The 14,267-nt window shown below is 65.3% G+C and carries 11 protein-coding genes and 1 tRNA gene; 4 read left to right on the top strand and 8 right to left on the bottom strand.

Translation table 11 applies throughout. The annotated features are described in order from the left end of the window. Positions 1 to 82 precede the first annotated feature (82 nt). The 3 genes from NX784_RS27400 to NX784_RS27390 all read left to right on the top strand — a co-directional run bounded on the left by NX784_RS27400 (position 83) and on the right by NX784_RS27390 (position 2,925). Entirely contained in the window at positions 83 to 1,858 is a 1,776-nt protein-coding gene (locus NX784_RS27400) for a methyl-accepting chemotaxis protein (RefSeq protein ID WP_258819838.1), read from the top strand. Positions 1,859 to 1,931: 73 nt separating this feature from the next. Then, the gene (locus tag NX784_RS27395; RefSeq protein WP_258819837.1) at positions 1,932 to 2,279 is read left to right on the top strand and encodes an energy transducer TonB; all 348 of its coding nucleotides are present in this window, start codon (positions 1,932 to 1,934) and stop codon (positions 2,277 to 2,279) included. Between the two features lie 274 nt (positions 2,280 to 2,553). Beyond that, positions 2,554 to 2,925, top strand: a complete 372-nt coding sequence (locus tag NX784_RS27390) for a YXWGXW repeat-containing protein (RefSeq protein ID WP_258819836.1) — start codon at positions 2,554 to 2,556, stop codon at positions 2,923 to 2,925. Between the two features lie 3 nt (positions 2,926 to 2,928). Here the strand turns inward: NX784_RS27390 and NX784_RS27385 are convergent, their stop codons facing one another. The 8 genes from NX784_RS27385 to NX784_RS27350 all read right to left on the bottom strand — a co-directional run bounded on the left by NX784_RS27385 (position 2,929) and on the right by NX784_RS27350 (position 11,994). Then, on the bottom strand, positions 2,929 to 4,140 hold the full coding sequence (locus NX784_RS27385; protein ID WP_258819835.1) for a YbdK family carboxylate-amine ligase: 1,212 nt from the start codon (positions 4,138 to 4,140) through the stop codon (positions 2,929 to 2,931). Beyond that, positions 4,137 to 5,345: a cation:proton antiporter domain-containing protein gene (locus NX784_RS27380; protein ID WP_258819834.1), complete on the bottom strand. Its 1,209-nt coding sequence runs from the start codon at positions 5,343 to 5,345 to the stop codon at positions 4,137 to 4,139. Before NX784_RS27380 ends, NX784_RS27385 begins: the two co-directional genes overlap by 4 nt. Continuing rightward, complete coding sequence (locus NX784_RS27375; protein ID WP_258819833.1) at positions 5,338 to 6,402, bottom strand: hypothetical protein; 1,065 nt, start codon at positions 6,400 to 6,402, stop codon at positions 5,338 to 5,340. Before NX784_RS27375 ends, NX784_RS27380 begins: the two co-directional genes overlap by 8 nt. Positions 6,403 to 6,688: 286 nt before the next feature. Then, the gene (gene asnB, locus NX784_RS27370; protein ID WP_258819832.1) at positions 6,689 to 8,566 is read right to left on the bottom strand and encodes an asparagine synthase (glutamine-hydrolyzing); all 1,878 of its coding nucleotides are present in this window, start codon (positions 8,564 to 8,566) and stop codon (positions 6,689 to 6,691) included. A 179-nt stretch (positions 8,567 to 8,745) separates the two neighbouring features. After that, positions 8,746 to 8,821: transfer RNA gene (locus tag NX784_RS27365), tRNA-His, on the bottom strand. A 102-nt stretch (positions 8,822 to 8,923) separates the two neighbouring features. Next, positions 8,924 to 9,763, bottom strand: a complete 840-nt coding sequence (murI, locus tag NX784_RS27360; protein ID WP_258819831.1) for a glutamate racemase — start codon at positions 9,761 to 9,763, stop codon at positions 8,924 to 8,926. Positions 9,764 to 9,818: 55 nt separating this feature from the next. Further along, positions 9,819 to 11,345: a fumarate hydratase gene (locus tag NX784_RS27355; protein ID WP_258819830.1), complete on the bottom strand. Its 1,527-nt coding sequence runs from the start codon at positions 11,343 to 11,345 to the stop codon at positions 9,819 to 9,821. Positions 11,346 to 11,382: 37 nt separating this feature from the next. After that, a complete protein-coding gene (locus NX784_RS27350; RefSeq protein ID WP_258819829.1) occupies positions 11,383 to 11,994 on the bottom strand; it encodes a YqhA family protein in 612 nt (203 codons plus the stop codon). Positions 11,995 to 12,191: 197 nt separating this feature from the next. On the opposite strand from NX784_RS27350, the gene acs reads away from it, so the two are divergent. Continuing rightward, a complete protein-coding gene (gene acs, locus NX784_RS27345) occupies positions 12,192 to 14,183 on the top strand; it encodes an acetate--CoA ligase (protein ID WP_258819828.1) in 1,992 nt (663 codons plus the stop codon). Positions 14,184 to 14,267 lie beyond the last annotated feature (84 nt).

Below are 14,267 nucleotides of genomic sequence, written 5' to 3'. Positions count from 1 at the left end.
AGTCCACCGGGAAGATGGACTTTCTGTAACAAAAAAGAAGGCCTGGAGCGAGGCCGTTCACTTGAAACAGGGAAGATAAGGAATGAATCTAGCAAACATGAAGGTCGGCGTGCGTCTGGGCCTGGGCTTTGCTCTGGTGCTCGTGCTGCTGGTCATGGTTACCGTCGTCGGCATCCTGCGCATGGCGCAGATCCAAAACCGGCTCGACCACGTCGTGACCGTCAATAATGTCGTGACGCGCCTGGTCGTTGATATGCGTAACAACGTCAGCGAACGCGTCACGTCGCTGCGTACGCTGACCCTGATGACCGACCCGGCGGACATGGAGCCGGAACTGAACCGCTTCAAGGAACAGACCGCCAAGTACGATGCCCTGCAGGGCAAGCTGGCCGCGAAATTCTCGGAAGAGGCGTCGGCCGAAGAAAAAACCCTGCTGAACCAGGTGAAGGATGCGGAAGGCGCCGCCATGCCGGCCATCGCCAAGGCATCGGCCCTGTACCTGGCCAACAACGCGATGGACGCCACCCGCGTGATGGTCAAGGAAATCCGTCCGGCCCAGAAGAAATGGCTGGAGGGGCTCGACCAATTGGGTGCGCTGGAAGACAAGCTCAACGCACAGGCCCAGGTCGATGCGGAAGCCTCCTTCGCCAGCGCCCGTAACTTCATGCTCGTACTGCTGGGCGTGGCCGTCACGTTCGGCATCCTGGCCGCCACCGTCATCACCCGCGGCCTGCTGAAGCAGCTGGGCGGCGAACCGGGCTATACCGCGAAGATCGCCGGCAGCATCGCCGAAGGTGATCTGTCGATCGGCATCGAGACGAAATCGTCGGATCGCGGCAGCCTGCTCGTGGAAATGAAACAGATGCGCAACAGCCTGGTCGACATCGTCAGCCAGGTGCGTCGCGGCACGCACACCATCACGACCGCATCGCGTGAAATCGCAGCCGGTAACACCGACCTGTCGTCGCGTACGGAACTGCAGGCCAGCTCGCTGGAAAAGACGGCGTCGGCGATGGAAGAACTGACGTCGACCGTGAAGCAGAACGCGGACAATGCCCTCGAAGCCAACCACCTGGCCGCCACCGCATCGGACGTGGCACGCAAGGGTGGCGAAGTGGTGTCGCAAGTCGTCGGCACGATGGGTGAGATCAACAGCTCGGCCAGCAAGATCGCCGACATCATCGGCGTCATCGACGGCATCGCCTTCCAGACGAACATCCTGGCGCTGAACGCGGCCGTCGAGGCGGCCCGTGCCGGCGAGCAGGGCCGCGGCTTCGCCGTCGTCGCGTCGGAAGTGCGCAACCTGGCCCAGCGTTCCGCTGCGGCGGCGAAAGAAATCAAGCAGCTGATCGGCGATTCCGTCGAGAAGATCGGCCGCGGCAGCAAGCTCGTCGGCCAGGCCGGCGAGACGATGGATGAGGTGGTCGCCAGCGTCAAGCGCGTGACCGACATCATGAGCGACATCGCCAGCGCCAGCGCCGAACAGAGCGCCGGCATCGAGCAGGTCAACCTGTCGATCATCGAGATGGACGGCATGACGCAGCAGAACGCCGCGCTCGTCGAACAAGCGGCCGCCGCCTTCCAGAGCCTGCAGGACCAGGCCGCGGAACTGCAGCGCGTCGTCAGCATCTTCAAGCTGGCCGAAGGCGAAGAGCCCGCGGTCGCGGCGACGCCGGCACCGGCCGCCGCAACCACCCGCGCCGTTGTCGTCCGTCCGGCCAAGCCGCAGCTGAAGAAGCCGGCGGCGAAAGCACGCGCCGCGGCGCCGGTCCAGGAAGAGCGCCCGGCCGATGCGCCGGCGTCGACCGCGAAGAAAGTCGCAGCGGCTGCCGCCAGCGACGATTGGGAAGAATTCTGAGCCAGGACGGCTCGTCCAGCGCCGGCGACAGCGCCGGCATCAAAAAAAACTTTGTTTTTCGGGGGTAATAAAAATGTCCAACAAGAAATTTGCTGTGAGCTTGGTTGCTCTGCTGGTCTCGGGTATCGCTGGTTCCGCTTTCGCAGGCGAGACGCCGGCGACGTTCGATCCGTCCAAGTGCAAGGTCGAGTATCCGAAGGCCTCGCTGATGAACGAAGAGCAGGGCATCACGTCGATGTCGTTCCTCATCAGCACGGACGGCTCCGTGGCCGACTCGAAGCTGGAAAAATCGAGCGGCTTCAAGGGCCTGGACAAGGCCGCGCTGAAGGGCCTGTCGTCCTGCAAGTTCAAGCCGGGCACGAAGGATGGCGCGCCGGCCCAGACCTGGACCAAGGTCGATTACGCCTGGAAGCTCGACTGATCGCTGCGCGGGTGCCGGCCGGCCAGGCTCGGCGCCCCAGGTGAGGCTCTGCGTCCCCGGCATCTTGGCCGGGAGCGCACGAGGCCTGCGGCCTGGCGGCACCCGACAGTCCGAAAGGGCGTCCCTGCGGGGACGCCCTTTTTGCATTTCGCCCCGTGAAAATCTGTTACGGGGTGTGGCGTCATGTTTCGCATGTAAGCGCCTGCTTCAATGCCGTCGGCGCGCGCGGCGGATCGCTATAGTGGTCTCACAACGCAACGACAGGAGAGCCACCATGAAACGCATTCTTTGTGCCGCCGCCATCGCCTTGGCAAGTAGCGCCGCGGTCCTGCCGGCGCAGGCGTTCGCACGCGACGTCGCCGTCGTCCGCGTCGCGCCGCCGCCGCCGCGCGCCGAGGTCGTGCCGGCTGCGCGCCACGGCTATGAGTGGGCGCCGGGCTACTGGAACTGGAACGGCCACCGCTACGTCTGGATACGCGGCCACTGGGAGCGCGTGCGCCCGGGCTACGTCTGGCATCGTCCGGAATGGCGCCAGGGCGACCGCGGCTGGGAGCTGGACCGCGGCGGCTGGCGTCACGGCGATCGCGATCGCGACGGCGTGCCGAACCGCTTCGACCGCCGTCCGGACAATCCGAACCGCTCGTGACGGTCAGGCCCGCGCCGCGTCCTCCTCGAACATCTCGCTGGCCATGCGCGCCAGGTCGTTCATGCCGCCGCCGGCATCGAGGTGGGCGCGCAGCCAGCGTGCCTGGCCGCCGTCCCGCATGAGGTGTTCGATCACGTCGCACGCCTTGCCGAAGCCGGGGTCCTGCGCGCGGCGCCGCAGCCGTTCCAGGTCGGCGCGGATCGCCTGCGCGGCCGGCATCGACACGCCCGTCTCCGGATCGATCCAGCTCGCGTCGACGCCGTCGCGCGCCGCGTTGAAGCGGTTCCAGATGTACAGCTCGCGGCTGGTACTGCCCGGCCAGCGGCCAGGCTGGTCGGCCCATTCGAGGCACAGCTCGCGCGCGTAGCACGCCAGCGCGGCCGCGTACACGGGCTTCAACGGCGTGTCGAGCACGCGCAGCTCGATCGTCCCGTATTCCGGTTTCGGGCGCACGTCCCAATAAAAATCCTTGATGCTGTTGACGATGCCGTGCGCGGCCAGCTGGTCGAAGTGGGCGCGGAAATCGTCCCACGTGCGGATCTCGTACGGCAGGATGCCGCTCATCGGGAACGCGCCGACGACGTTGCTGCGCGAGCTGCAGAAGCCCGACACTTCGCCCTGCCAGCACGGGGAATTGGCGGAGAGGGCGATGAACAGCGGGGCGCGCTGCGTGAGCCAGGCGCACAGCCGCATCGCTTCGTCCGGCGTGCCGGCGCCGATGTGCACGTGCATGCCAAACACGGTAAACAGTTTAGCCAGATAACCGAACTTGCGTTCGGACGCGAAGTAGCGTTCCTTCGGATAGATGCGCTGCTCGTTCCACTTCTGGAAAGGGTGCGCGCCGCCGCCGGAGATCGACGCGCCGACCTCGAACGCGGCGCGCTGCACCGTCGTGCGGATGTGTTCCAGCTGCTCCGCGGCCTCGTCGAACGACGTCAGGATCGCGGTCGCCACTTCGAGCATCGACGTCGTGATTTCGGGCGTGTGCACCCACGGCTTGTCGTGCTTGTCGAGCAGGCGCAGGATGTCGGGCGCGGCGGGGAACAGGTCGTAGGTCAGGCGGTCGAGCACCATCAGTTCGAGCTCGATGCCCATCGTGCCGACCGTGGACGGCTTGAAGTCGGGCAGGTATGCGGGACCCTGGCCCGACACTGCCTGTGCCTGGGCGTCCGTTTTCAGTTTTCCCAGTGCTTCGTCATTCAGTAGTTCGCTCATTGGGCGCTTCCTCGATAGGTTTCGCCTGCCAAGTGCAAGCCGAGCCACGTGAGGCCCGGCGCCAGCAGGACGTTCAGGGCCAGCAGCGCGCCCATGACGGCGGTGGACGTCGCATCGAGCCCGGTATAGGCGTTGAGGGTGTTGTCGACGACGAGGCCGCCGTAGCTCACGAGGGAGCACATCGACAACGCCATCGCATGCTGCTTGCGCATGTCCCACGCCGTGCCCGGCCACAGTGCCAGGCGCGTCGCCGCGATGCGCACGACGAATACCGTCACGGCGGCCAGGATCGCCCAGCCGTGCAGCAGCTGCTGCAGGTCGACGAGGGCGGCCGACATCAGGAACAGCAGCACGTAGCCGATGTCCTGCGCCGTCTTCAACTGGGCCTGGAACACGTTGTCGCGCTTCTCGGCATTGCGCAGCAGGACGCCCATCAGCAGCAGCGAGAGCAGGGCGCTCGCGGACATCACGGAGCACAGGCCGAGGTCGATCAGCAGCGCGGCCAGCAGCATGCCGGGCCGCAGCGTGGCCGGCACCTTGCATGCCCGCGTGGCGACGGCATACACGCCGTACGACAGCACGGCGATCAGGGCCCCGACCACCAGCTTGCCGCCCTGGCGCATCAGCTCCGTCGCGAAGTCGCCGCCGGCGTCGGGGCCGTGGCTGCGCGTCCACGCGAGCGTGACGGCGAGCGCCAGCAGCGCGACGAGGTTCGAGAGTCCGACCATGTTCGATGTGGCGAAGGTGCTCGTGCCGCTCGCGTTTTCGTCCGCCACCATCGAACTGTGGATGACGGGATTGACGGCGATGAGGATCGATCCGATGAAGATCGCGGCACCCCACGGCAGGCCGAGGAGCCCCAGCGCGATGGCGGATGCGGCGCCGCGCAGCAGCGTGGCCAGCAGCAGGCTCGCGCCCTGGCGTCCGCTGCGCAGCAGCCATGCGAGGTCCATCTTGCGGCCGACCTCGAACAGCACGAGCGCGGCGGCGCCGTTGAGCAGTTCCTGGAACTGGGTCAGCAGCGCGCGGTCGATGAAGCCGCCGCCGGTTGCGCCGAGCAGCAGGCCCGCGATCACGGCGCCGTACAGCTTGGGAATGCGGAAGCGCTGCAGCGTGAGGCCGATCACGAGCGCCAGCATCAGGCCGGCGCCCAGCACGGCCAGCGGCGACAGCAGCCACAGGGGCGTCGACAGTTCGTCATTCATGGCGCACCTCCCATGCGTGGGCGAGCGCAGTCAGCTCGCGTTCGACAACGGCCGCGCGCTGCTTCGGGTCGGCGGATGCCGCCGTCAGGTCGCTGACGATGCGCGCACGCACGATGCCCGCGTCGCCGCGCAACGGGATCCACAGCTGTCCCTTGACGCTGCGGCCTTCCTTCCAGACGGCGATGAATTTGGCGCCCGTGCGCTCGCCGGGCTTCGCCGGGTCCAGCAACGTGAACGGCTGCAGCCATTCGGCGTCGGGCAAGCGGCGCGCCAGTTGCACCTGCATGCCGCTGCGCTGCTCGAGCCGCGCGTCGTCGCGCGAATAGGGCAGGTGGATGCGGGTCTGGCTGATGCCCGAGGTCTCGAGGCGCAGGCACGTCTTGTCGGACACCCAGCGCCACGTATCGCCGTCCAGCATGCGCGGCTTGCCCTGCGAAGAGTCGCGCCAGGCGACGAACAAGGGCGACGCGGCGGGCAGCGGATTGCCCGCGTCGATGGCGTGCGCGGCCTGCGTCACGTCGTTCCAGTGGCCGGCTTGCCACGTGCGCGTCGCGGGCTTGTCGGTCGGCCGCCAGCGCCACAGCGTGGCCGACCACTGGCCATCGCCGCCGCGCCAGACCGCGGCCAATTGCTGCGCGTCGCCCGTGCCGGTCGCGATGGTTCTGCCGGACCACGCGGCGCTCCACGGCGGCGCGTCCGCATGGATGGCTTGCGCGAGGCGGTACCACGCGATGGCGGCCGGCGGCAGACAGGTGCCCGCCGGGGCGGGGATGCTGCGCCAGTACAACATTTCCACGCGCTGCCCCCAGGCGCAGCGGCGCATGGTCGGCATGCCCATCGTGGACAGGGCCGGATCGGTTGGTGCGGCGCAGTCGCCGGGCCGCGCGCCGCTCAACGCGGTGAAGTCGGCGATCGCGGGTGTCGGCGGAACCGCCGGCGCGGGCTTGCGGCCGGCGGCCTGCACTGGCGCCATCAAGGCGGCGCACAGCGCGCACGCGCCAGCGACCAGGTGGATCGCGCAAGAATGGTCTCGCTGCAATGGACGTGTTGGGGTCATGCGTGTTTGGCCCTCGATGAAAGACCTCGGCGCGGGCCGGTGCGGGATGGGGGATCCGGTCCGGGGCGCGGAGGCGGGCGGTCACAGCGCGGCCGTGCCGGCCGGCGTCTGGACCCGTTGACAGAGTGGATGCGGAGCGCATCCGGCGATGCGGCGGGGCCGCAGGGCGGTCAGGTCAACGCAAGGCCTGCCGCTCGGTTTTTTGGATGTTTGCTGAGTTCAAGTATAGGGCAAATAATTCATTTGCTCAAATATGATTGACGTTAATACATTTCTGGCATGCATTTTAGTTCATGCCGATGGGTTGTGGCGTACGGTTGGGATTGCCGCAGCCGGGCGATTCCCCGGTGCCCGCCGTCAGCTGCACCGCGTAGATGTCTTCCCATTTGGCGATACTGTAGAGGCGCCAGAGCGTCCCCCTGTCGAGCTTGTCGAAGTTCGGCTTGACCTTGCACATGTGCTGCACGATGGCGGACCGGCCGATGACCGCTTGCATCTCGGCGCCGGCGGCCTCGAGCCAGGCCGCGTCAGGCGCCTCGAAGCCGAGTTTGACCTTGCGCCACAAAATACTGTCGGGCACGAGGCCGGCCAGTGCGACCCGCATGACGTGCTTCGTCCAGCCGTTCCTGATCTTGAAGCGGTTGTTCAGGCCAAACGCCGATTCGACGAGTTGGTGGTCCAGAAACGGGAGGCGCGCTTCGATCGAATGGCGCATCGAGTTGCGGTCTGCGTACCTGAGCAGATGGGGCAGCTGGAACCGTTCGATTTCCACTCTTTGCAGTGCGCGGACGCTGCGACCAGCCGCATTCAGTGCCGCGATATTGGGAAACTGGATCAGATACTCGGGCCTGACGTAGGCGAACTTCCGTTTCAGCCTCGCGATGCGGATTCGTGACACGGAGAAATACAGCAGGTAGCCGAGCAACTCCCTTGGCGCGAGCCTGGAATGGCCGGTGATGGAAAAGAACTCGTGGATCGCCGCGTGCCATGGCAGCGAGCGGAGGTAGGCCGAATAATAGCGCTCGTAGCCGAGCAGGACCTCGTCGCCGCCCTGGCCGTCGAGAAAGACCTTGCATCCGATCTGCTTCGCTTTCTGGAACACGAAATACTGCATGAAGACGGACGGGGTGGCGAACGGCTCTTCCTGGCAATAGACGACCTCGTCGATGGCTTCCATGAAATCGTCGGCGCTCGGTTCGATGACGAACAAGTCGATGTCGCACTTCGCGGCGACGTCGCGGGCAAAGCCGCTTTCGTCGAGCCTGCCGGCGCCGGCTTTCGCGTGGACTGCCTGGAACCGTGTCGACGACGTCGCGCGGCAGACGGTTGACGAGAGGGCCGCGACGGCGGAACTGTCGAGCCCGCCGCTCAGGCAGGCGCCGACCTTGACGTCCGATCGCATCCGGTACGCGACCGATCGGTGCAGTTCGGCCAGGAAGCGTTCGGAGGCGGCCCATTCGTCCAAGGCCGGCACGTCGTCCCGCGCCGCCAACGTGTAGTAGCGGCATTCCTCCACACGGTGGGATCGCAGCGAATACACGAGGTTATGACCCGCTGCCAGCGCGTACACGCCATCGAAAAACGTTTCGCGCGTGTGGTCGGAAAGGCCTTCGATCAGAAAAGCGCGTACGGCGCGCATATTGGCGACGGCGCTGCCGCCCTTGCCGCAAAGGACCTGCTTGATCTCCGAGCCGAAGACGAACCGTTGGGGCGTATCCGAGTAATAAAACGGCTTGATGCCGAATCGATCGCGGCTGCAGAACAGGATATTTTTTTCCCTGTCATACAGGCAGAAGGCCCACATGCCGTTGAAGCGCTCGACGCAGGACGTTCCCCACTTGTCGTAGGCGCACAGGATGACCTCGGTGTCCGTCTCGGACGAAAAGCGATAGCCGTCGAGAGTCAGCTGTTCGCGGATTTCGAGGTAATTGAAAATCTCGCCGCTGAAGGTGATGACGTAATTTTCTCCGTATTCCATAGGCTGGTGGCCGTCCTTCGACAAATCCAGGATGGCCAAGCGGCGGTGCCCCAGGGCGAACTGTGCACCGAAGAAAAAACCTTCGCCGTCCGGCCCGCGATGCGCGGCCAGGTCGTTGATGGCCTGGATCGTCTTGCGGCTGACGGCCGAACCATTCTTGCTGACAACTCCGCTGATGCCGCACATCGGGATCGCCTTTCCTATGCAGTACGGCAGTCCACGCACGGGTGACTGCCAAGGCGATGGTGCGGTGTGCTATTTAGGCAGGTATTGCGCCAGGACGAAGAAATCGGAGAAAGGTAGGGGGAGGCGTACGACAGAGGCGAAATGCAAAAAGCCCGGACAGGCCGGGCTTTCGAATTCTGTGGGGTGGCTGATGGGACTCGAACCCACGACAACAGGAATCACAATCCTGGACTCTACCAACTGAGCTACAGCCACCACTGTCTTACATACTGTCCCGTTGTTGCCGAGACAGAACGAGATTATATAGGGTCATTCGCATTCTGGCAAATCGAGTTTGCCCAGCAGTGCGATGCACCGTCAGGCCACGCCGAACGTCGTCTCGTGCACGGGCGGATCGATGCCGATCAGGCTGTTGAACGCGGCCGACAACGCGGTGGCGCTGGCGCTCGTATATGCGACCAGCGTACCGGGCGCGTCGGGAGAGGCGGCGCGCAGCAACCGGCCCGCGTCGAGCAGGCGCACCAGCTGGCGCGTCACCGCGTCGCCAGTGTCGACGAGTGCAACGTCGTGCGCGCCCGCGGAGGCGATCACCTCTTCGATGGAAGCCCGCACGAGCGGGTAGTGCGTGCAACCCAGCACGAGGGTGTCGACGCCTTGCTCGAGCAGCGGCGTCACGTAGCGCACCAGCAGCTCGCGCGTGCCGGCCGTGTCGCCCAGTTCGATGCGGTCGACGAGGCCGCGGCATGGCTGCAGCAGGAATGCGGCGCCCGTCGCTTCCGTGATCTGGTCGCGCAGTTGCAGGAATTTGCTGCCTTCCAGCGTGCGCGCCGTCGCCAGCACGCCGACCTTGCCGCTGCGTGTGATGGCGGCCGCCGGCTTCAGGCCCGGTTCCACGCCCACGATGGGCATGTGCGGGAAATGCGCGCGCAACACCTTGACGGCGGAGATGGTGGCCGTGTTGCAGGCCACGACGATCGCCTTCGCGCCCCGTTCGAGGAGGAAGCGGGCCACCGCCAGCGAGCGTTCGGCGACGACCTGTTCCGACTTGTCGCCGTACGGCGCGAAGCCCGTGTCGGCCACGTAGATCAGGTGTTCGTGCGGGAGTTGCGCGCGGATGTGGCGCAGGATCGACAGGCCGCCGAGGCCCGAGTCGAAGACGCCGACCGGCGCGTCGTTGGAGAACGTGGATGAGGACATGGAGGGATTGTACGACGGCGCGATCGATATGGCATCGATCGCGCCGTCGCTCGGCTTACGCCGGGATCAGCTTCAGCGATTCGATCTTCGCGGCCCATTCCTTCGGACCGGTCTGGTGCACCGACGTGCCGGTCGCGTCGACGGCGACGGTCACGGGCATGTCCTTGACTTCGAACTCGTAGATCGCTTCCATGCCCAGGTCTTCGAAGCCGACGACCTTCGCCGACTTGATCGCCTTCGACACGAGGTACGCGGAACCGCCGACGGCCATCAGGTAGGCGGACTTGTGGTTCTTGATCGCCTCGATGGCGGCCGGGCCGCGTTCGGCCTTGCCGATCATCGCGATCAGACCCGTCTTCTCGAGCATCATGTCGGTGAACTTGTCCATGCGCGTCGCCGTCGTCGGACCGGCCGGGCCCACGACTTCGTCACGCACCGGATCGACCGGGCCGACGTAGTAGATCACGCGGTTCGTGAAGTCGACCGGCAGTGGTTCGCCTTTCGCCAGCATGTCCTGGATGCGCTTGTGCGCGGCGTCGCGGCCCGTCAGCATCTTGCCGTTCAGGAGCAGCGTCTGGCCCGGCTGCCACGATGCGACTTCTTCCTTCGTCAGCGTGTCGAGGTTGACGCTCTTCGATTTCTGCGTGTCCGGCGTCCAGTTCACGTCCGGCCAGGTCGACAGCGCCGGCGGTTCGATGTACGACGGGCCCGAGCCGTCCAGCACGAAGTGCGCGTGGCGCGTGGCGGCGCAGTTCGGGATCATCGCGACCGGCTTCGACGCCGCGTGCGTCGGGTACATATTGATCTTCACGTCCAGCACGGTCGTCAGGCCGCCCAGGCCTTGCGCGCCGATGCCCAGCGCGTTGATCTTGTCGCACAGTTCGATGCGCAGCTCTTCCAGCTTGTTCTGCGGGCCGCGTGCTTTCAGCTCGTACATGTCGATGTCTTCCATCAGCGACTCCTTGGCCATCAACATGGCCTTCTCGGCGGAGCCGCCGATGCCGATGCCCAGCATGCCCGGCGGGCACCAGCCGGCGCCCATCAGCGGGACGGTCTTCAGGACCCAGTCGACCAGCGAGTCGGACGGATTCAACATGACGAACTTGGTCTTGTTTTCCGAGCCGCCGCCCTTTGCGGCGACCATCACGTCGACCGTGTTACCGGGCACCAGTTCCATGTGGACGACGGCCGGCGTGTTGTCCTTCGTGTTCTTGCGCTCGAAGTGCGGGTCGGCGACGATCGAGGCGCGCAGCTTGTTGTCGGCGAAGTTGTACGCGCGGCGCACGCCTTCGTTGACGGCGTCCGTGATCGAGCCGCTGCCGAAGCCTTCGAAGCGCACGTTCATGCCGATCTTCAGGAACACGTTGACGATGCCGGTGTCCTGGCAGATCGGGCGCTTGCCTTCCGCGCACATGCGCGAGTTGGTGAGGATCTGCGCGATGGCGTCCTTGGCGGCCGGGCTTTGCTCGGCCTCGTACGCGCGCGCGAGGTGCTGGATGTAGTCGGCGGGGTGGTAGTAGCTGATGTACTGGAGCGCGGCGGCGACCGATTCGATCAGGTCGTCCTGTTTAATGACAGTCATGGGGTTCTCGCTGTGGGGGTCTTGGATTACGGTGGAATCAGTGGTGCTTGTTGTCACTCTGGGTGGTCATCATGATCCGGTCGGTGTAGGCGATCGCCATCGCCGACAGCAGGAACACGACGTGGATGCAGGTCTGCGCGATCAACGGCTTCGGGTCGTAGACCGCGGCGTTGATGAACGTCTTGAGCAGGTGGATCGACGAGATGCCGATGATCGCCATCGCCAGCTTGGTCTTCAGCACGGACGCGCTCACGTGCGACAGCCACTCCGGCTGGTCCGGATGATCTTCCAGGTACATGCGCGACACGAACGTCTCGTACCCGCCCACGATCACCATGATGAGGAGGTTCGAGATCATGACGACGTCGATGAGGCCCAGCACGACGAGCATGATCGTCGTTTCGTTCAATTTGTCCGGCAGCGGCGCGCCCGGCACGGCGACGGCCTGGAACACGTGGTGCAGCGCGTCCTCGTTGCCGAGCGCGGCGAGCACGAGATCCTTGAGTTCGACCCAGAAATGGAACACGTACACGCACTGCGCGAGGATCAGCCCCAGATAAAGGGGCAGTTGCAGCCAGCGGCTGGCGAACATGAAACTGGCGAGGGCGCTGCGTTTTCCTGCGCTGGACGAGGGTTGCGAATCAAGCATCTGGCGGGCTTTCCAATGCGGCTGCGGTCAAGACAGCTCAACATTCTACACCCGTCGCGCGTTGCCGGCTTGCCTTCGTCGTCCGCCGATGTTGGTAGAATGACCCGCTCCGAGGCCAGCGCGCGCCTGTAAGGGCTCAGTAAGCGAGGGCGCCTAAGGTATGAGGCAAAATTACTACTACTTAATTGGAGACTAGTATGGCCGAGAACGAGACCCAACAACAGGGACTGCAAGAGCACCGCGTGTTCCAGCCGTCCCCGCAATTCGCAGCGCATGCCGCCATCTCCGGCATGGACGCCTACCAAAAGCTGTGCGACGAAGCCGCCAGCGACTACGAAGGTTTCTGGGCCCGCCTGGCGCGCGAGAACATCGCGTGGCACAAGCCGTTCACGCAGACCCTCGACGAATCGAACGCCCCCTTCTACAAGTGGTTCGCGGACGGACAGCTGAACGCGTCGTACAACTGCCTCGACCGCCAGATCGAGAACGGCAACGGCGACAAGACGGCGATCATCTTCGAAGCGGACGATGGCCAGGTTACCCGCGCCACGTACCGCGACCTGCACGAGCGCGTCTGCAAATTCGCCAACGGCCTCAAAGCCCGCGGCATCAAGAAGGGCGACCGCGTCATCATCTATATGTCGATGTCGATCGAAGGCGTGGCGGCGATGCAGGCGTGCGCGCGCATCGGCGCGACGCACTCCGTCGTGTTCGGCGGCTTCTCCGCGAAGTCGCTGCAGGAACGCATCATCGACGCGGGCGCCGTCGCCGTCATCACGGCCGACGAGCAGCTGCGCGGCGGTAAATCGCTGCCGCTGAAAGCCATCGTCGACGAGGCGCTGGCACTGGGAGGCTGCGACACGATCCGCGACGTCATCGTGTACAAGCGCACGGGCGGCAACATCAACTTCCAGCAGGGCCGCGACCTGTGGCTGCACGACCTCGTCGACGGCCAGAGCGCACAATGCGAGCCGGAGTGGGTCGATGCGGAGCACCCGCTGTTCATCCTCTACACGTCCGGCTCGACGGGCACGCCGAAAGGTGTCCAGCACTCGACCGGCGGCTACCTGCTGTGGGCCGCGCTGACGATGAAGTGGACCTTCGACATCAAGCCGGACGATGTCTACTGGTGCACCGCCGACATCGGCTGGGTGACGGGCCACACGTACATCTGCTACGGCCCGACGGCGGTCGGCGCCACGCAGATCGTGTTCGAAGGCGTGCCGACGTACCCGAACGCGGGCCGCTTCTGGGACACGATCGCGAAGCACAAGGCCACCATCTTCTACACGGCGCCGACGGCGATCCGTTCGCTGATCAAGGCCGCGAACACGGACGAGAAGGTCCATCCGAAGAACTACGACCTGTCCAGCCTGCGCCTGCTGGGAACCGTCGGCGAGCCGATCAACCCGGAAGCGTGGATGTGGTACTACACGCAGGTGGGCGGCGAGCGCTGCCCGGTCGTGGACACGTTCTGGCAGACGGAAACGGGCGGCCACATGATCACGCCGCTGCCGGGCGCGACGCCGATGGTGCCGGGTTCCTGCACGCTGCCGCTGCCGGGCATCATGGCCGCCATCGTCGACGAAGCCGGCCACGACGTGCCGAACGGGCAGGGTGGCATCCTGGTCGTGAAGCGTCCGTGGCCGTCGATGATCCGCACCATCTGGAACAATCCCGACCGCTTCCGCAGCGCCTACTACCCGGATGAACTGGGCGGCAAGTACTACCTGGCCGGCGACGGCGCGATCCGCAACAAGGACACGGGCTATTTCACGATCACGGGCCGCATCGACGACGTGCTGAACGTGTCGGGCCACCGCATGGGCACGATGGAGATCGAGTCCGCGCTCGTGGCGCACCCGATCGTGGCGGAAGCCGCGGTCGTCGGCAAGCCGGACGACACGACCGGTGAGGCGATCTGCGCGTTCGTCGTGCTGAAACAGGCGCGTCCGACCGGCGAGGAAGCGAAGAAGTTGGCCGCCGAGCTGCGCAACTGGGTCGGCAAGGAGATCGGTCCGATCGCCAAGCCGAAGGAGATCCGCTTCGGCGACAACCTGCCGAAGACGCGCTCCGGCAAGATCATGCGCCGCCTGCTGCGCGTGCTGGCCAAAGGCGAGACGATCACCCAGGATATCTCCACGCTGGAAAATCCGGCAATCCTGGAGCAATTGAAAGAAACTGCCTGACCATTCGGGCCGCTGATCGGTTACACTGATCACAGCAGAGTTGACGCCGCGCCGGGAAACCGGGGCGGCGTTTTTTTAGGTTCA

The organism is Massilia pinisoli (assembly GCF_024753285.1).
Classification (GTDB): domain Bacteria; phylum Pseudomonadota; class Gammaproteobacteria; order Burkholderiales; family Burkholderiaceae_D; genus Telluria; species Telluria pinisoli.
Note: the sequence above shows the minus strand (reverse complement) of the source record. Positions and strands in the feature narration are given on the sequence as shown.